Source organism: Mesorhizobium sp. M0768, assembly GCF_040320195.1.
Taxonomy (GTDB): Bacteria; Pseudomonadota; Alphaproteobacteria; order Rhizobiales; family Rhizobiaceae; genus Mesorhizobium.
This window is the reverse complement of sequence record NZ_JAMYPD010000003.1, coordinates 349,501-366,917: the sequence shown is the minus strand read 5'-3', so window position 1 is coordinate 366,917 and position 17,417 is coordinate 349,501. Positions and strand designations below refer to the sequence as shown.

Here is a 17,417-nt window from a genome sequence, read left to right as displayed (position 1 = left end):
CCGAAGTCCGGAGCAAGGCCCGTCCCCCGCCTATCCCGGACACTTGCGGCAGCCTATCCCCCCTCTCCGGGCTGCCGCATCGTTTCGAGTAAAGGCCGCCGTGGTTCCCTCCACCACGGCGGCATTTTTTTGCCTTTGGACAGGAAGCTGTGGCCCAACGGTCGCGGGCTTTCCGTTTCGCAACATGGGCTCTAGATTCGCCGCCAGAATCGAAAGGCCCGCCAGATGTCCGCAGTTTCCCCTGTTCTCGACCGCCTCGACAAGAACTTCGACCAGAGCCTGGAACGCCTGTTCGGCCTGCTCGCCATAAAGTCGATCTCCACCGATCCGGACTACGCCGCCGACTGTCGCAAGGCCGCCGAATGGCTGGTCGCCGAGCTCAAGCTGATCGGCTTCGACGCCAGCGTGCGCGACACGCCGGGGCATCCGATGGTGGTCGCGCATCACGACGGGCCGGCGGGCGCGCCGCATCTGCTGTTTTACGGCCATTACGACGTGCAGCCGGTCGATCCGATCGAGCTGTGGGAAAGCGACCCGTTCGCACCGGCGGTCAAGGAGATCGAGCCCGGCCACAAGGTGATCACCGGCCGCGGCGCGGCCGACGACAAGGGCCAGCTGATGACCTTCGTCGAGGCCTGCCGCGCGTGGAAGCAGGTGCATGGCGGATTGCCGTGCCGAATCACAATCCTGTTCGAGGGCGAGGAGGAGTCCGGATCGCCGTCGCTGAAGCCGTTTCTCGAGGCGAATGCGGATGAGCTCAAGGCCGATTTCGCGCTGGTCTGCGACACCGGCATGTGGGACCGCGATACGCCGTCGATCTGCGTCTCGCTGCGCGGGCTGGTCGGCGAGGAGATCACGGTGACTGCCGCCGACCGCGACCTGCATTCCGGGCTCTATGGCGGTGCGGCCGCCAATCCGATCCGCATCCTGGCAAAAATCCTGGCCGACATCCACGATGCGGATGGTCACGTCACCATTCCGGGTTTTTATGACGGCGTCGAGGAAACGCCGTCGCAGATATTGCAGTCGTGGCTGTCGCTCGGTGAGACGGCCGAGACCTTCCTCGGCCCGATCGGCCTGTCGATCCCGTCCGGCGAAAAGGGCCGCTCGGTGCTCGAACTGACCTGGGCGCGGCCGACGGCCGAGTTCAACGGCATCATCGGCGGCTATACCGGCAAGGGCTTCAAGACGGTGATCGCCGCGCAAGCCTCGGCAAAAATCTCCTTCCGCCTGGTCCACAAACAGGATCCGGAAAAAATCCGCGCCGCCTTCCAGGCATTCGTCAGGCAGCGGGTTCCGGCCGACTGCTCGGTCGAATTCCACCCGCATGGCGGCTCGCCGGCGATCCAGCTTTCCTACGACTCGCCAAGGCCAAGCAGGCGCTGTCCGACGAATGGCCGAAGCCGGCGGTGGTGACCGGCAGCGGCGGCTCGATCCCGGTGGTGGGCGATTTCCAGACCTATCTCGGCATGGAATCGCTGCTGGTCGGTTTCGGCCTCGACGACGACCGCATCCACTCGCCGAACGAGAAGTACGAGATGAGCTCCTTCCACAAGGGCCAGCGCTCCTGGGCGCGCATTCTCGAGGCGCTGACACGCTGAAATTGCGCCAGACTCAAGTTTTTGTTGATTTTTCGCCGGATCGCGGCAAGGACGGGCACGGTCCGTCGCGCATCGCTGCACGGGGCCGCGACCGGAGAAGACGATGAGCGACATACGTTTCCACAAAAACGATCTGCCCGGCCTGCTGCATTACGATGTCGGGGCGGTCGCCATCGACACCGAGACGCTGGGGCTGAACCCGCATCGCGACCGGCTCTGCGTCGTGCAGATCTCGCCGGGCGACGGCTCGGCCGACGTCATCCAGATCGCGCCCGGCCAGAAGAAGGCGCCGAACCTCGTCAGCCTGCTCAAGAACCGCAGCATCACCAAGCTGTTCCATTACGGCCGCTTCGATCTCGCCGTGCTCTACAACGCCTTCGGCGTCATGCCGGAGCCGGTGTTCTGCACCAAGATCGCGTCGCGGCTGACGCGCACCTACACCGACCGGCACGGGCTGAAGGACATCTGCTTCGAGCTTCTCGGGATCGGCCTGTCGAAGGCGCAGCAATCATCGGACTGGGCCGCCGAGACGCTGTCGCCCGAGCAACTCGAATATGCCGCCTCCGACGTGCTCTATTTGCACCGGCTGCGCGACGTGCTGAGCGCGCGTCTGGCGCGCGACAACCGGACCAGGGAGGCCGATGCCTGCTTCCGCTTCCTGCCGACGCGTGCGAAACTCGACCTGATGGGCTGGGATGAGGAGGATATCTTCGCCCACAGCTAATGGCCTTCATGATAATTCTACTCCGGCGGCCATCTGGCGCAGTTTTCTCCGCTTCCGGTGCTCACGGACCCAAATGTCCGCTGCGCTCCGGTTCTCGAAAACCACGCCATATGTCTCGCCGGAGCGAATTCTCCTAAAGGCCTTCGGCCAGGAACCGGACGCTTGTCCCGGCGTTCCGTTCGCTTCACCGGGAGAAATGAAAATGGCTGCCCGAAAACCAATCGAAACGGCACCGAAGGACGGTTCTAAGGTCACCGTCTACTGGCAGGACAGCGACGGCGTGATAAACGAGAGCATCGCGCAATACCGTTCGCTCGACCGGCTGAAGGCGGCCGGCGGCGACTGGGACGAAAGCGACGCCGGCTGGTGGGCCTATACGGACGGCCATACGCAAAGGAAGATCGAGCCGATCAGCTGGCGGCCGGCCTCCGACGATGCGGATGCCGACGACTGAGGGGGCTGGTCTCGGGCCGGCGGGCTCGTGGCGAATTTTTTCCTCCTCAAAGTTTGTGTTGCATAGGTTTTTCATCCGATCTCGGCGCTGCCCCTCAACCCCCTGCCGGGACCTTCTCCCCGTAAAGAACGGGGAGAAGGGGCTTGGCCGCGACGCTGGCGACCCCTCTCCCCGTCCTTCACGGGGAGAGGTAAGGGTGAGGGGCAGCGCCGACCTGAAGTGATTATTCTGAGGCAAAGCGTATTTTGTTCTTGCTTTGTGCCGGCAGCTATGCTACTAATTTCGCTATGGTGCTCATTGGCTCCAACGACCCGCCCGCCGAGGCGGGTTTTTCATTTCTGGCGCTGTCGCGGGCCGCGCCTGCTCCGCAAGCGATTGAATACAGTTTGCTTTGATTTTTCCCGACTTAACCCGCCTTTAAACCGCCGCATCTAGTCTTCAACCCCAACGCCATAGGCATGGGGAAGACAGCACAGCGCATGGCGAACCGGAAAGACAGCCGCATCGAGCCCAGCTTCGAGGCATCGCCGGGGGCGAGATCCTCGGCCGGTTTTTCGGTAAGCGAGGAGGACCGCGTCGTGCCGAGCAACCGAAAAGCCGCTGCAAAGCGCAAATCGTCCAAGGCCAAGCCGCCGCGCGGCGGGCGCGGCAAAAGCCGGCGCGGCGTGTTCGGCGTGCTTGCCCGGCTGTTCTACTGGTGCTTCGTGCTGGCCATCTGGGGCGGCATCGCCACTGCCGGCATCGTCGTCTATTACGGCGCGAAAATGCCGGCGGCCACCACCTGGGCCATTCCCGATCGCGCCCCCAACATCAAGATCGTCTCGGTCGACGGCCAGCTGCTTGGCAATCGCGGCATGAGCGGCGGCGAGGCCGTCGGCCTGCACGAAATGTCGCCCTATATTCCCGAGGCCGTCATCGCCATCGAAGACCGCCGCTTCTATTCGCATTTCGGCATCGACCCGATCGGCCTTTCCCGGGCCATGGTGACCAATGTGCTGGGCGGGCATTTTTCGCAGGGCGGCTCGACGCTGACCCAGCAGCTGGCCAAGAACCTGTTCCTGACGCCGGACCGCACGCTGGAACGCAAGGTGCAGGAAGTGCTCTTGGCGCTGTGGCTGGAGCACAAGCATACGAAGGACCAGATCCTCGAAATGTACCTCAACCGGGTTTATTTCGGCTCTGGCGCCTATGGTGTCGAAGCGGCCTCGCGCCGCTATTTCGGCAAGAGCGCGCGTGACGTCACGCTGTCGGAGGCCGCCCTTCTCGCCGGCCTGCTCAAGGCGCCGTCGCGGCTGTCGCCGGCGCGCGACCCGAAGGCGGCCGAGCAGCGCTCGCAGCTGGTGCTCGCCGCGATGCGCGACGAGGGCAAGATCAGCGCCAAGGAGCAGACCACGGCGATGAGCGCGCCGGCGACACGCGCGCCGTCCTACTGGACCGGCTCGGAAAACTACGTCGCCGATACGATCATGGAAGAACTGCCCGACCTGATCGGCGACGTGCGCCGCGATATCGTCGTCGACACGACTGTCGACCTGACGCTGCAGAAACTCGCCGAGCAATCGATCCGCCGGCTGATCGATCAGAGCGGCAAGAAGCTCAATGTCAGCCAGGGCGCGCTGGTGTCGATCGACAATTCCGGCGCGGTGCGCGCGATGGTCGGCGGTTACGACTATTCGACCAGCCAGTTCGACCGCGCCTCGGAGGCGCGCCGGCAGCCGGGCTCGGCGTTCAAGCCGTTCGTCTACATGGCGGCGCTGGAATCCGGCCGCACGCCCGACAGCGTGCGCAACGACGCGCCGATCAAGATCGGCAACTGGACGCCCGACAATTACGGCGGCAAATATTTCGGCAAGGTGACGCTGGCGACGGCGCTGGCAAAATCGCTGAACTCGGTGGCCGCGCAGCTGACCATGGAAGTCGGGCCGAATGCGGTGGTCGAGGCGGCGCACCGCATGGGCATCCAGTCCGAGCTGACGGCCAACACCTCGATCGCGCTCGGCACCTCGGAAGTGACGCCGCTGGAACTGACCTCGGCCTATGTTCCCTTCGCCAATGGCGGTTACAAGCCGGACATCCATTTCATCCGCCGCGTCACGACGAGCGACGGCAAGGTGCTCTACGAAAACAATGGCGGCGGTGCGCCGCGGGTCGTCAATCCCGATGTTGTCGGCATGATGAACTCGATGATGACCGGCACGGTCGAGATCGGCACGGCCAGGAAGGCGGCGTTCGCCTGGCCGGCGGCCGGCAAGACAGGCACCAGCCAGAACTCGCGCGACGCGTGGTTCATCGGCTATACCGCCAACCTCACCACCGGCGTCTGGTTCGGCAATGATGACGGCAGCGCGATGAAGAAGGTCACCGGCGGCGCATTGCCGGCGCAGGCCTGGCACGAGTTCATGGTCGCCGCGCATGAGGGCGTGCCGGTGCGGCCGCTGCCTGGAACCTGGAAGTCGACGCCGCCCGACACCATCGTCCCGGACGACATACCGTCCGATACGGCGCCGCCGGCGCCGGTCGCTTCCGTCGGCCAATCGGCGCCGCCTGTGGCAGCTACCCAGTCGGCTTCGCGTCCCGTGCGTCCTGCCGAGACGGTCGATGCCGGCGGCCTTGCCATGCCGGGCGTCGATAGCGCCACCGGATCGATCAAGCATCCGGTGCCGCCCGGCAATGTCGGCGGCCCGGTCAAGAAGCGGCAGACTTCGATCCTCGATATTCTGGGCGGAGGTTAGGCAATGTCCGGGTGAACCGGCCAAGCCGGCTGATGTCAAAGGATACAAGCGTCTAGGCACGTGGCAGTGGCTCTTGCTGCTCGGGATGACTGTTTGTGTCGTGGTCATTCGGCATCTGCCATATCTCTATTTCCCCAATCCGGCATACCTCGATCAGGAAAGAATCGGAGCGGTATACGGCTCCGTCATCATGGGGCTTTTGTTGCCTTATGGGGTGGCCTGGGGCGTTGCGCGTCTGGCCGGGCGCTCGCGTGGCGTTCTTAGGGGCTATCTGGACGTTGGCGGCTCTGGTCTTTGTTGTCAATCTCGGCCTGCATGCGCAGTGTCCGACCTGCTATTGAACGGTTGCCATCAGCCACGCGACCGGCCCTGTGATCTTCTGGCGGCCTCTCGTCATTGTAACCATATTCGGCTAGATCACGCGCCGGAGACCGCGACATGGCTGAACCCGACACCAGAAAGACCATCGTGCTGACCGGCGCCAGCCGTGGCATCGGCCATGCCACGGTCAAGCGCTTTTCACGCGAAGGCTGGCGCGTCATCACCTGCTCGCGCCAGGCCTTTGCCGAGGACTGCCCGTGGCCGGCCGGCCCGGAAGACCACATCAAGGTCGATCTCGCCGACCAGGAGGATGTCGGCATCGCCATCTCCGAGATCCGCCACCGGCTCGAGGCGCATGGCGGGCAGCTGCATGCGCTGGTCAACAATGCCGGCATCTCGCCGAAGCTCAAGGACGGCAACAGCCGCATGAACTCGATCGACACGCCGATGCATGTCTGGCGCGACGTCTTCCAGGTGAATTTCTTCGCGCCGATCATGCTGGCGCGCGGACTGTTCAAGGAGCTGGCATCGGCCAAGGGCTCGATCGTCAACGTCACCTCGATCGCCGGCACCCGGGTGCACCCCTTCGCCGGTACCGCTTATGCGACGTCGAAGGCAGCACTCGGCTCGCTGACACGCGAGATGGCGCATGATTTCGGCCCGCACGGCATTCGCGTCAACGCGATCGCACCGGGCGAGATCGACACCGCGATCCTGTCGCCGGGCACCGAAAAAATCGTCGAGACAATCCCGCTGAGAAGATTGGGCACCACGGCAGAAGTCGCCGACATCATCTTCTTCCTGTGCTCGCAGCAGGCGTCCTACGTGACCGGCTCGGAAATTCACATCAATGGCGGCCAGCACGTTTGAGCGAGCAGACCGATCGATATGCGCGTTTCACCGAAACCAACGTGGTTGGATCGCTTATTATCTACGAATGGGCCGCCAGTTTAGATATTTCCGGCGCGCGCGACATACTGGATCGCATAGTCGAGGTCCTCGGCTCTGAGCCTGATATCGCCACGGTCACCGACGAAAAGACGGGCAAGGATTATCTCTACCGAAACTTTGCGAAACGCGACGTCATAACCAAGAAAGATTGGCAGTCGGTCGGGTACTTGTGGAAGAGAAGTCCGGATGTGCTATCGGATTTTTCCATAGACATTGGTTGCTCTGTCGATCGTTTCAGGCTCTTCGAGATTCACATCGATCGAGCTGCTAACGCAGACGCGAAAAAAACCTTCGAAAGAATCATCAAACTGCTCGTTCAAGAGCTTCAGCCGATCTATGGCATAGGATTGTCCATGCTATATTTCTGGGGCCCGAGAGCGTTTGCGCATGGCTCAACGTCTTCCCGCTTCGCGACCGTCGACAAAACGTTCTATGGCCCGCCAGAACAGCTGCGGGCCCAATCCTTTGTTTTCGGCCGGACCTTTCATGCGCGAAGTGATGAACGGCACCTCGACGTAAATCTCCGTGATGTGTTCCCATTCAACTTGCTGTCCCAGGGGCATTTGGAACGTCGGATCGACCGCAAGCGGTTGCAGAATTGGATTCAAGACAACGCCTATGGTGTCTTGCGGCAACTGTCGCCTGTGTCATGGCGGTGGGATGTTCCGCCCGAAGACATTCAAAAAATCAGAAAATTTCTGATCGATGCAGGAATCACGATTGTGAAAGAGTAGCCGTCGTAGCGGTGTCGGCAGCCAAAGCCGGCTCGATCCTGCTCGCCGTCACCACCTCGACGATTCCACGGGCGATCTCGCGTTCGCCCATGATGACGGTGTCGGCACCAAGGTTTTTGAGGTGCTCGACCTCGGCATCGGAATGGGCGCGGGCGATGATTTCGATTGCCGGATTGGCGGCGCGGGCGCGCAGAACGACCTGCCCTGCCTCGAAGGCGTTGGGAATGGCCAGGATCAGCCGCTTCGCCCCCTCGGGATTGGATGCGGCGAACACGTCGCCACTCGCCGCGTTGCCGGGTACGGTTTCGACGCCTTCGGCCTTGAGCTTCGCCAACGTCTTGTCGGCATCCTCGATGACGAGGAAGGGCAGGGCGGCCTGCTTCAGCGCCGTGCCGACGAGGCTGCCGACGCGGCCGTAGCCGATCAGGATGGTGTGGCCGGTCAGCCTCGTCCTGGGCGGTGGGCCATCCTCGTTAGCAGGCGCCGCGACCGAAGCCACCTGGCCGGGCTCGGTCGCCGGGCCGATCGGCCTTGCTTCGCCGGACGGCGCCGTCCTGCCGGCGCGTGCTTCCAGCCAGGGTTTCATCCGGTCGACGGCAAGAAACATCAGCGGATTGAGGACGATCGACAGGATGGCGCCGGCGAGGATGAGGTCGCGGCCTTGTTCGGGCAGCAGTTTCAGCCCGACGCCGAGTTCAGCCAGGATGAACGAGAATTCGCCGATCTGGGCTAGGCTTGCCGAAATCATCAATGCGGTTGCCACCGGATAGCGGAAGACGACGACGATGACGAAGGCTGCCAGCGACTTGCCGACAACGATGATGGCCAGCGTCGCCAGGATCGGCCAGCCATTGCTGATCACGCTGAACGGGTCGAACAGCATGCCGACCGAAACGAAGAACAGCACGGAAAAGGCGTCGCGCAGCGGCAGCGATTCCTCGGCCGCCCGGTGGCTGAGCTCGGATTCGCTCATGATCATGCCGGCGAAGAAAGCGCCGAGAGCCAGCGACACGCCGAACAGCTTGGCCGCCCCGAAGGCGACGCCAAGCGCAATCGCAAGCACCGCCAACCGGAACAGTTCGCGCGATCCGGTATGGGCGACGTAGTGCAGGATCCAGGGGATAAGCCGGCGGCCGACCACCAGCATGACCACGACAAAGGCCGCGACCTTGGCCAGTGTGACGGCGACGACGCCCCAGACGCCGTAGCTCGCCGGCAGCGACAGCAGACCGCTGGAGTGCACCTCCACCTGCTCTTGGCCGCCGAGCACGCCGGCCAACGCCGGCAAAAGCACCAGCGCCAGCACCATCGCCAGATCCTCGACGATCAGCCAGCCAACGGCGATGCGGCCGCGCTCGGTCTCGATCAGCCGCCGCTCCTGCAGGGCGCGCAACAGCACCACGGTCGAGGCCACGGAAAGCGCCAGGCCGAAGACCAGTCCCGCACCGATCGACCAGCCGAGCATCCAGGCAAGGCCGGCGCCGAGGGCTGTCGCGAAGCCGATCTGCACAATGGCGCCGGGCACGGCGATGGCGCGGACCGACAACAGGTCCTTCAGCGAGAAATGCAGGCCGACGCCGAACATCAGCAGGATGACGCCGATCTCGGCAAGTTCATTGGCGAGGCCGGCATCGGCGACGAAACCCGGCGTGTTCGGTCCAACCAGAACGCCGGCGATGAGATAGCCTACCAGCGGCGGCACGCGAAAACGGTTGGCAAGTGCGCCGAAGACGAAAGCCAGCCCCAGACCGGCGACGATGGTGGCGATAAGGGGCGTGTCATGCGGCATTGTCTATGGAGCGCCTTCAGGAATCGCGATGTCGGATATGCGCCGTCCAATGGCCGCCGCCTTGGCAGTATGGAGGCTGGGACAGTCGCGAGACAACCCGCAATCCCCATGAAATCGATGGCAAGGCGGCAAAAAGGCGTTGAGCCGGCAAGCGTTGCCACCCGGCGCGGCCTGCTCCAGGCAGGCTATTGCTACGGAAACGAAAGTTGCGCGCCGCCGATGCCCGATCAGGTCGCCTGCAGCAGGCTCTCGATATCGGGTATGCTGTGGTTGGTCAGCGTCTTTGGAATTTCGGCTGTTATCTTGTCGGTGACCTCCTTGTGCAGCTTCCTGCGCATGTCGCCCAGCACCGGCGGCGGCGCGATCAGCACGATCTCCTTGAAGCTGCCGCGGTGCGCGAGCGTGTAGAGCCTGTCGGCAATCTCTTCGGCAAAACGCTCCTTGCCGAGACGGTGCCAGTCGGTGTCCTCGACCGCACTGCGGTGGACGGAAGGGCCGTCGCTGTAGCGGCCGGGGCGGTCCGTGCCTTGCTCTCGGGTTGCCGGATTTTCCTGCTCCATCTCGTGCACGACCTGAAGGTCGGGATATTGGACGTCTCCACGGTTCTCGAGGAACAGCGCCTTTTCGCCATCTGCCACCACGATCCACAGTCCGCGTTTCAGTCTGACGTTGCTCATGGGGCGCTCCTTTTTTGATTTTTCGAACCCATCGCCGGGCCTTTGCCGCAGGGGTGTGACCGGGCCTGGGTCCATAGGGCAAACGCGTGCCGAGGCGGGAATGTTCCGGCACTCGGACCCGGTGCTCCGACAGGGGTCGGCGAGAGTGCGGGGCTGCCGTCGATCGCTCGGTCAGCATCCGGCGGCTTAATCTACTAAATTGATAGAATTTAGAAAAATCTGTTTTGTGGTTAGCTCCTCCGGCCGCTAAAAAGGCAGCGGATCAAGGGCTGCAACAGCAGCTTCAATCTGCCCCGCATTTGAATGTGGAATATTTTTCTCTTGGCCTTCATGCTTGCAGAAAAGAGATTGCCTGCTACGAAGCGATGCGCGAGTGGGTGCCTTCTGGTTTTTCGCGCCCCCGCGTAGAACTGACAAACGGTTCCAGGATTCCGCTCGTCATGCCGCAAGCCACACCCAAGCTCAATGCCTTTCCCGTCTTCATGCGGGTCGAGGGCGAAGCCATAGCCATCGTCGGCGGCGCAGAGGAAGCGCTGGCCAAGGCGCGGCTGCTCGCGCAGTCGAGCGCTGTGCTGCGCATCGTCAGCGATGAAACAAGCCCGGAGCTGCTGGCCTTTATCGCCGAGACGGGGGCCGCCCACATCGCCGACGTCTATGATGCAGCACATCTCAATGGTGCGGTGATGGTGTTTGCCGCCAGCGGCGACGAGGCGCTCGATCGCCGCGTTGCCGGGGATGCGCGCCGGCTGGGCATTCCGGTCAATGCCGTCGACCGGCCGGAGCTATGCGATTTCTTCACGCCGGCACTGGTCAACCGCGCGCCGGTCGCCATTGCCATCGGCACGGAAGGTGCCGGCCCGGTGCTGGCGCAGATGCTGCGCAGCCGCATCGACCGCATGCTGGCGCCCTCGCTCGGGCCGCTCGCGGCGCTCGCCGCATCTTTTCGCGACACCGCCGAAAGACTGCTGCCGAAGGGCAATGCCCGCCGCCGCTTCTGGAGCGATTTCTTTGGCGGCGCGCCGGCCCGCGCTGTCGAGGCAGGCGAGCTTTCGCAGGCGCATGATGCGGCCGTCGGCCTGCTGCTTTCGACAGAACCGGCATCGGGCCATATCGCGCTTGTAGGCGCCGGTCCAGGCGCCGAGGACCTTTTGACGCTGCGCGCCCATCGCCTGCTGATGGAAGCCGACGTGATCGTCCATGACGCGCTGGTGCCGGAGGCGATCGTCGCAATGGGCCGTCGCGATGCCGAGCGCCTGCCGGTCGGCAAGCGCAAGGGCTGCCATTCCAAGAGCCAGGCCGAGATCAATGCGCTGCTGGTCGAGCTTGGCCACGCCGGCAAGCGTGTCGTGCGGCTGAAGTCCGGCGACCCGCTGGTGTTCGGCCGGGCCGGCGAGGAGATGGCGGCACTTCGCGATGCCGGCGTCGCCTACGAAGTGGTTCCGGGCGTCACCGCGGCCTTCGCCGCCGCCGCCGATTTCGAACTGCCGCTGACGCTGCGCGGCGTGTCGTCGTCGATGGTGTTCACCACCGGCCATGACCTCAAGGGAAATTCGCTGCCCGACTGGGCAAAGCTCGCCATTTCCGGCGCGACGGTCGCCGTCTATATGGGCCGCTCGGTCGCTGCAGAGGTCGCCGGCCGGCTGATCGAAGCCGGCCTGTCGCCGGATACGGCCGTCGCCGTGGTCGAGAATGCCAGCCTTGCCAACCGCCGCCGTTTCCACGGCACGCTCGCCGACCTGCCGTCGCTGGAGGCGCGCGCCGACCTCAGCGGCCCGGTGATGACCATCATCGGCGACGCGGTCGCCGGCGCCAATTTCGAACGGTCCGAGCCGCTGGCGGCACACAGGCAGGAAAGCGTGGCGAGTGCTGCCGCGCAAGGAGTGAGCCAATGAAAGTCCTGACCGCGAACCGCCTCGCCGACGGCATAGCCGTCTGGTACGCCAATGGCGGCTGGGCCGAGATCATCGACCATGCCGACATCGCCCATGACAAGGCGGCCGAGGACCGGCTGGAGGCGATCGGCGCCAAGGCCTCCGCCAACAACGAAGTGGTCGACGTCAACCTGATAGACGTGACCGTGGCCAACGGCACGGTCGAAGCGGTCCGGCTACGTGAAAAGATCCGTGCCGCCGGCCCGACCACCCGCAACGACCTGGGCAAGCAGGCCCGTCCGCAAGCCGCACGCGCGGCATAGATGACACAAGCATGATCCCGATCATGCTCGAACGAAGAAAATAACGGGCGGACGCGCCCGGAAAGACCTGAATATGTACCGTTACGATGAGTTCGACCACGATTTCGTCAAGGCACGCGTCGCCGAGTTCAGCGACCAGGTTGCGCGGCGCCTTGCCGGCGAGATCACCGAGGACCAGTTCCGGCCGCTTCGGCTGATGAACGGCGTCTATCTGCAACTGCATGCCTATATGCTGCGCATCGCGGTGCCCTACGGCACGCTGAACAGCAAGCAGGTGCGCATGCTCGGCCACATCGCCCGCAAATACGACAAAGGTTACGGCCATTTCACGACGCGCCAGAACATCCAGTTCAACTGGCCGGCGCTGTCGGACATCCCGGCGATCCTGGCTGATCTGGCAAGCGTCGAGATGCACGCCATCCAGACCAGCGGCAATTGCATCCGCAACGTCACCGCCGACCACTTCGCCGGCGCCGCCGCTGACGAGGTTGCCGATCCGCGCCCCTATGCCGAAATCCTGCGGCAATGGTCCTCGGTGCATCCGGAGTTCTCGTTCCTGCCGCGAAAATTCAAGATCGCGGTGACCGGCGCCGAGCGCGACCGCGCCGCCATCCAGACGCACGACATCGGCCTGCACCTGAAGAAGAACGCCGCCGGCGAGCTCGGTTTCGCCGTCTATGTCGGCGGCGGCCAAGGCCGCACGCCGATGGTCGCCAAGAAGATCCGCGATTTCCTGCCCGAAGCGGATCTGTTGTCCTACTGCACGGCGATCCTGCGCGTTTACAACCTCTACGGCCGGCGCGACAACAAATTCAAGGCGCGCATCAAGATCCTGGTCCATGAGACCGGCGTCGAGGAGATCACCCGCCAGGTCGAGGCCGAATGGCAGGAGTTGAAGGACGCCGAGCTGAGGCTGCCGGAAGAAGACATCCGCGCCATCGATGCCTATTTCGCGCCGCCTCCGCTTGTCGACCGGCCGGAAGGCGACGAGGCGGTCAAGCTTGCCCGCCTCGACTCCAAGAGCTTTTCCGAATGGCTGGATCAGAATGTGGTCACCCATCGCCATCCCGACTACGCGGCGGTGACCATCTCGCTCAAGGGCATCGGCGAGACGCCGGGCGATGCCTCCGACAGCCAGATGGAAGCGGTCGCCGACATTGCCGAAAAATATTCATTCGACGAGCTGCGCGTCAGCCACGAGCAGAACCTGATCCTGCCGCATGTGGCGCGTGCCGACCTCAAGGCGGTCTATGACGCGCTTGTCGATATCGGGCTGGCGACGGCCAATTCCAACCTGATCAGCGACATCATCTCCTGCCCCGGCCTCGACTATTGCGCGCTGGCAACGGCGCGTTCCATTCCCGTGGCGCAGGAAATCTCGCGGCGCTTTGCTTCGCTGGAGCGCCAGCGCGACATCGGCGAATTGAAGCTGAAGATTTCCGGCTGCATCAATGCCTGCGGCCATCACCATGTCGGCCATATCGGCATCCTCGGGGTCGAGAAGAAAGGCGCCGAGCTCTACCAGGTGACGCTCGGCGGCTCGGCCGACGAGAACACCTCGGTCGGCGAGATCATCGGCCGCGGCTTCAGTTCGGAAGAGATCACCGATGCCATCGAGCAGATCGTCGAGACCTATCTCGGGCTTCGGCTGGACAGAAACGAAAGATTCATCGACGCCTACCGCCGAGTCGGTCCCGCGCCGTTCAAGGAGGCGCTCTATGCTGGCGAAGCCAAGGCCGCTTGACCGTATCGTCGACGTCGAGGCCGGCATCGCCGCCCAAGCAGCGGGTCTCGACGCGCTCTACGGCCATCTGAAGCCGCTGGAGATCATCGAGCGGTCGACCCGGGAGTTCTTTCACGGCGAAATCGCCGCCGTCTCGTCCTTCGGCGCGGATTCGGCGGTGCTGCTGCACATGATCGCCGAGATCGACCGGACGCTGCCGGTGATCTTTCTCGACACCGGCAAGCATTTCGAGGAGACGCTCGGCTATCGTGACGCGCTGGCCGCCGATTTCGGGCTGAGCGATATCCGGGTGATCAGGCCCGACGATGCGGCGCTGGCAAGGATCGACCCGACCGGCAATCTGAACGAGACCGACACCGACGCCTGCTGCGACGTCCGCAAGGTCGAGCCGCTGGCGCGCGGCGTCGAGCCGTTCCGCGCCTGGTTCACCGGCCGCAAGCGCTTCCAGGCGGCGACCCGGGCAGCGCTGCCGGTGTTCGAGGCGGTCGGCTCGCGCATCCGCATCAATCCGCTGGCGCACTGGACGACATCGGACCAGGCCGGCTACATGCGCGCGCATGCGCTGCGTGAAAACCCGCTGGTCGCCTATGGCTATCTGTCGATCGGCTGTTTCCCATGCACGCAGCCGGTGCAACCGGGCGACGATGCGCGCAGCGGCCGCTGGGCCGGGCATGCCAAGACCGAATGCGGCATCCATTTGTCGGGGCTGGAAAGATCGCTGACGGACGCCTCGCTTTAGGGTATATTGATATTCAGCCGGCCTGCAAACGGCGGCTTCCTGTGCTTCCGGCGCTCACGTACCCAAAGTACGCTCAGCTCCGGTTCTCGGAGGCCACACAGTTTGGTCGCTTCGCGCCCGCCTTCGGCTCGGCCTGACCTGAATCTCAACGCACCCTGAGGTGTTTTGCACTTTAGAATCTTTGGACTTGGGAATTTTCTTGATGAGCGACTTGATAGCCGAAAACACCATGCGGCTGTGGACACCGGATGGGTTCCGCGAGGACGAGTGGGTTCATGCCGAAAGCGCCGAGGCGCTGGTCGGCAATGGCCGTTTCATCCTGCCCTTGCAGGCGTTTCTCGGCCTCGATCCGGAGGTGCGGCGGTCGGCGAAGGAGCGCATCGGTGTGCTGCTGCAGCCCGGCGATCAGCTCGAGAAGATCGCAGGCCTGCTCGATCAGCTGTCGCTGGTGGCGCTGGCGTTTCCGGCGTTCAATGACGGCCGCTCGTTCTCCAAGGGCGAATTGCTGCGCAGCCGTTATCATTTTTCAGGCGCTATGCGCGCCACCGGGCAGGTGCTGATCGATCAGTTGCCGCATATGCTGCGCGTCGGCTTCGATGAATTCGAGGTATCGCACCCGGTGCTGCTGAAGCGGCTCGAGCAAGGCCGCACCGGCGGACTTCCGCTGTTCTATCAGCCGGCGGTGAAGCCGGAGGCCAAAGGCCCGAAATATTCCTGGCGGCGGGTGCGCGCCGGCTGATCCGCTCCAGAGGGCCAGAAGCCCTATCTGGTCGGACCACATTCCCGATTCAGCCTTTTATTTTGCGCCTCTCCGCCTTAGGATGGGCCCATTATTTCGCGATCCGAATAAATGTGGCCACAAGGGAGGAACCGGGTATGGCTGGCAAGAAGATATTGATGCTCGTTGGCGAGTTCAGCGAGGAGTACGAGATTTTCGTCTTTGAACAGGCCATGCATGCGGTGGGCCACACCGTCCATGTCGTTTGCCCCGACAAGAAGGCCGGCGATATCCTGAAGACCTCGCTGCACGACTTCGAGGGCCACCAGACCTATACGGAAAAGCTCGGCCACGACTACATCCTCAACAAGACGTTTTCCGAGGTCAATCCGGCCGACTACGATGCCGTCTACGCGGCGGGCGGGCGCGGGCCGGAATATATCCGCATCGACAAGCGCGTGCAGGCGCTGGTGCGGCATTTCCATGAGACGGGAAAACCGATCTTCACCATCTGCCACGGCGTGCAGATCCTGATCGCGGTCGACGGCGTGGTGCGCGGCAGGGAAGTCGCGGCGCTGCAATATTGCGAGCCGGAAGTCACGCTGGCCGGCGGCATCTATATCGATGTTGCGCCGACCGGCGCCCATGTCGACGGCAATCTGGTGTCGGCCAAGGGCTGGCCGGGCCTTGCCGCCTTCATGCGCGAATGCCTGAAAGTGCTGGGCACCGAGATCCGCCAGGGCGAGATCCTGATGCGCGACCAGCGCCGGGCGGCTTAAGCTCGGAATGTGGAGCCCGCCGCACCCCTAACGCATGTCACGCAAAAGTGTCAGCGGTTTTGCGATAACGGCATGCATAAACAACAACCTAAAGCGCGTCGCATGAGGCCGGTCGAGCGCGACGCGCTTTAGGTGCGGCGGTATGCTTTACACGGCCATCCGCGCTTCGCGGAACGATACCAGCTTGCTGCGACTCTCGTCCCACAGCGCCAGCTTGACGCAGCGCAGGCTGTCGAGGAGTGTGACGCGGCCGATCTCACGCAGCTCCGGATAGTCCCTCAACACTTCCGGAAGCCGGTAGCATGGCACCTTGGCCGAGAGGTGATGCACGTGGTGGACGCCGATATTGCCGGTGATCCAGTTCAGCACCGGCGGCAGGTCGTAATAGGACGAACCGTGCAGGGCAGCGTGCTGGAATTCCCACTCGGAGTCCTTTGTCCACTCCGTCTCCTCGAACTGATGCTGGACATAAAACAGCCAGATGCCGGCCGATCCGGCGAGGATGACGATCGGCAAATGCACGACCAGGAACGCGCCGGGGCCAACGAACCAGATGAGCAGCGCGGCGATGACCGCGATGGCGAGATTGGTCGACATCGACGACACCCAGGGGGTGAAACCGCCCCGCATCATGCCCAAGGGCAGTCTCTGCTCGAAAATGAAGATCCATATCGGGCCAAGGCCAAACATCACCAGCGGATGGCGATAGAGGCGATAGGCGAGCCGGCCCCGCCATGACAGTTGCCGATATTCAGCGACCGTCAGTGTCTTGATGTCGCCGGTGCCGCGCTCGTCGAGATTGCCGGCGCTGGCGTGATGGGTGGCGTGGGCGCGGCGCCAGCAATCGTAGGGCGTCAGCGTCAACACGCCAAGCACGCGGCCGATCCAGTCATCGGCATAGCGGTTGGCAAAGAAGGAGCCGTGGCCGCAATCGTGCTGGATCATGAAGATACGCACCAGAAAGCCGGCTGCCGGAAGGATCAGGACCAGACCCCACCAATGGCCATAGGCATAGGCGGCCGAGGACAGTGCCCACAGCGTGGCGAAGGGGATGAGGGTGATGGCGAGTTCGACGGCGCTGCGACGCCTGTCGGGCTTTTTATAGCGCGACAGGATCTTCAACCAGGCGCGCTTGCTGTTTGCCACAGCTTCCGGGGAAATCATGTTCATCATGAAACATAGGCGGAGCGGCGCGCTGCCGCAAGGCGGAGATCACGCAAAGTTACTGCGGGTAAATGTCGCGCGATGGCGAGGAATTGC

The 17,417-nt window shown here is 63.5% G+C and carries 14 protein-coding genes and 1 pseudogene; 12 read left to right on the top strand and 3 right to left on the bottom strand.

Going from position 1 to position 17,417, the window contains the following annotated elements; all coding sequences use genetic code 11:
• Positions 1-225: 225 nt before the first annotated feature.
• From NKI08_RS06225 to NKI08_RS06200, 6 genes and pseudogenes are all read left to right on the top strand, one after another.
• Positions 226-1,601: pseudogene (locus tag NKI08_RS06225) on the top strand (M20/M25/M40 family metallo-hydrolase).
• A gap of 103 nt (positions 1,602-1,704) precedes the next feature.
• On the top strand, positions 1,705-2,325 hold the full coding sequence (locus NKI08_RS06220) for a ribonuclease D (RefSeq protein ID WP_254816792.1): 621 nt from the start codon (positions 1,705-1,707) through the stop codon (positions 2,323-2,325).
• 202 nt (positions 2,326-2,527) lie between these two features.
• The gene (locus tag NKI08_RS06215; RefSeq protein ID WP_352767819.1) at positions 2,528-2,779 is read left to right on the top strand and encodes a hypothetical protein; all 252 of its coding nucleotides are present in this window, start codon (positions 2,528-2,530) and stop codon (positions 2,777-2,779) included.
• A gap of 479 nt (positions 2,780-3,258) precedes the next feature.
• Complete coding sequence (locus NKI08_RS06210; RefSeq protein WP_352767817.1) at positions 3,259-5,511, top strand: transglycosylase domain-containing protein; 2,253 nt, start codon at positions 3,259-3,261, stop codon at positions 5,509-5,511.
• Between the two features lie 438 nt (positions 5,512-5,949).
• Complete coding sequence (locus tag NKI08_RS06205; RefSeq protein ID WP_023718933.1) at positions 5,950-6,702, top strand: SDR family NAD(P)-dependent oxidoreductase; 753 nt, start codon at positions 5,950-5,952, stop codon at positions 6,700-6,702.
• A complete protein-coding gene (locus tag NKI08_RS06200) occupies positions 6,699-7,517 on the top strand; it encodes a hypothetical protein (RefSeq protein ID WP_352767814.1) in 819 nt (272 codons plus the stop codon). Before NKI08_RS06205 ends, NKI08_RS06200 begins: the two co-directional genes overlap by 4 nt.
• On the opposite strand, the gene NKI08_RS06195 is transcribed toward NKI08_RS06200, so the two are convergent.
• Together NKI08_RS06195 and NKI08_RS06190 are read right to left on the bottom strand one after the other, a co-directional pair.
• Entirely contained in the window at positions 7,498-9,306 is a 1,809-nt protein-coding gene (locus tag NKI08_RS06195) for a cation:proton antiporter domain-containing protein (protein ID WP_352767812.1), read from the bottom strand. The two genes, NKI08_RS06200 and NKI08_RS06195, sit on opposite strands and share 20 nt — an antisense overlap.
• Before the next feature lie 227 nt (positions 9,307-9,533).
• Entirely contained in the window at positions 9,534-9,983 is a 450-nt protein-coding gene (locus NKI08_RS06190; protein ID WP_352767810.1) for a baeRF12 domain-containing protein, read from the bottom strand.
• A 440-nt stretch (positions 9,984-10,423) separates the two neighbouring features.
• On the opposite strand from NKI08_RS06190, the gene cysG reads away from it, so the two are divergent.
• The 6 genes from cysG to NKI08_RS06160 all read left to right on the top strand — a co-directional run bounded on the left by cysG (position 10,424) and on the right by NKI08_RS06160 (position 16,157).
• Complete coding sequence (gene cysG / locus NKI08_RS06185; protein ID WP_352539422.1) at positions 10,424-11,875, top strand: siroheme synthase CysG; 1,452 nt, start codon at positions 10,424-10,426, stop codon at positions 11,873-11,875.
• On the top strand, positions 11,872-12,177 hold the full coding sequence (locus NKI08_RS06180; protein WP_352469417.1) for a DUF2849 domain-containing protein: 306 nt from the start codon (positions 11,872-11,874) through the stop codon (positions 12,175-12,177). Before cysG ends, NKI08_RS06180 begins: the two co-directional genes overlap by 4 nt.
• 73 nt (positions 12,178-12,250) lie before the next feature.
• Entirely contained in the window at positions 12,251-13,921 is a 1,671-nt protein-coding gene (locus tag NKI08_RS06175; RefSeq protein ID WP_352767807.1) for a nitrite/sulfite reductase, read from the top strand.
• Positions 13,896-14,660 carry a phosphoadenylyl-sulfate reductase gene (locus NKI08_RS06170; protein ID WP_352448339.1) on the top strand — a complete coding sequence of 255 codons (765 nt, stop codon included), beginning with the start codon at positions 13,896-13,898 and terminating at the stop codon, positions 14,658-14,660. The genes NKI08_RS06175 and NKI08_RS06170 overlap by 26 nt, the downstream gene beginning before the upstream one ends.
• 202 nt (positions 14,661-14,862) lie before the next feature.
• Complete coding sequence (locus NKI08_RS06165; protein ID WP_352767805.1) at positions 14,863-15,399, top strand: DUF934 domain-containing protein; 537 nt, start codon at positions 14,863-14,865, stop codon at positions 15,397-15,399.
• Positions 15,400-15,536: 137 nt separating this feature from the next.
• Positions 15,537-16,157, top strand: coding sequence for a DJ-1/PfpI family protein (locus NKI08_RS06160; RefSeq protein ID WP_352539419.1), 621 nt, complete (start codon positions 15,537-15,539; stop codon positions 16,155-16,157).
• 147 nt (positions 16,158-16,304) lie between these two features.
• On the opposite strand, the gene NKI08_RS06155 is transcribed toward NKI08_RS06160, so the two are convergent.
• Positions 16,305-17,327, bottom strand: a complete 1,023-nt coding sequence (locus tag NKI08_RS06155; protein ID WP_352469420.1) for a fatty acid desaturase — start codon at positions 17,325-17,327, stop codon at positions 16,305-16,307.
• Positions 17,328-17,417: the final 90 nt, after the last annotated feature.

Excerpts from the sequence above, each read along its gene's own strand:
- NKI08_RS06155 (WP_352469420.1), bottom strand. The coding sequence starts at position 17,327 with ATGAACATGATTTCCCCGGAAGCTGTGGCAAACAGCAAGCGCGCCTGG.
- NKI08_RS06175 (WP_352767807.1), top strand. The coding sequence starts at position 12,251 with ATGTACCGTTACGATGAGTTCGACCACGATTTCGTCAAGGCACGCGTC.
- NKI08_RS06220 (WP_254816792.1), top strand. The coding sequence starts at position 1,705 with ATGAGCGACATACGTTTCCACAAAAACGATCTGCCCGGCCTGCTGCAT.
- NKI08_RS06170 (WP_352448339.1), top strand. The coding sequence starts at position 13,896 with ATGCTGGCGAAGCCAAGGCCGCTTGACCGTATCGTCGACGTCGAGGCC.
- NKI08_RS06165 (WP_352767805.1), top strand. The coding sequence starts at position 14,863 with ATGAGCGACTTGATAGCCGAAAACACCATGCGGCTGTGGACACCGGAT.
- NKI08_RS06180 (WP_352469417.1), top strand. The coding sequence starts at position 11,872 with ATGAAAGTCCTGACCGCGAACCGCCTCGCCGACGGCATAGCCGTCTGG.
- NKI08_RS06190 (WP_352767810.1), bottom strand. The coding sequence starts at position 9,983 with ATGAGCAACGTCAGACTGAAACGCGGACTGTGGATCGTGGTGGCAGAT.
- NKI08_RS06195 (WP_352767812.1), bottom strand. The coding sequence starts at position 9,306 with ATGCCGCATGACACGCCCCTTATCGCCACCATCGTCGCCGGTCTGGGG.
- NKI08_RS06160 (WP_352539419.1), top strand. The coding sequence starts at position 15,537 with ATGGCTGGCAAGAAGATATTGATGCTCGTTGGCGAGTTCAGCGAGGAG.
- NKI08_RS06205 (WP_023718933.1), top strand. The coding sequence starts at position 5,950 with ATGGCTGAACCCGACACCAGAAAGACCATCGTGCTGACCGGCGCCAGC.
- cysG (WP_352539422.1), top strand. The coding sequence starts at position 10,424 with ATGCCGCAAGCCACACCCAAGCTCAATGCCTTTCCCGTCTTCATGCGG.
- NKI08_RS06215 (WP_352767819.1), top strand. The coding sequence starts at position 2,528 with ATGGCTGCCCGAAAACCAATCGAAACGGCACCGAAGGACGGTTCTAAG.
- NKI08_RS06210 (WP_352767817.1), top strand. The coding sequence starts at position 3,259 with ATGGCGAACCGGAAAGACAGCCGCATCGAGCCCAGCTTCGAGGCATCG.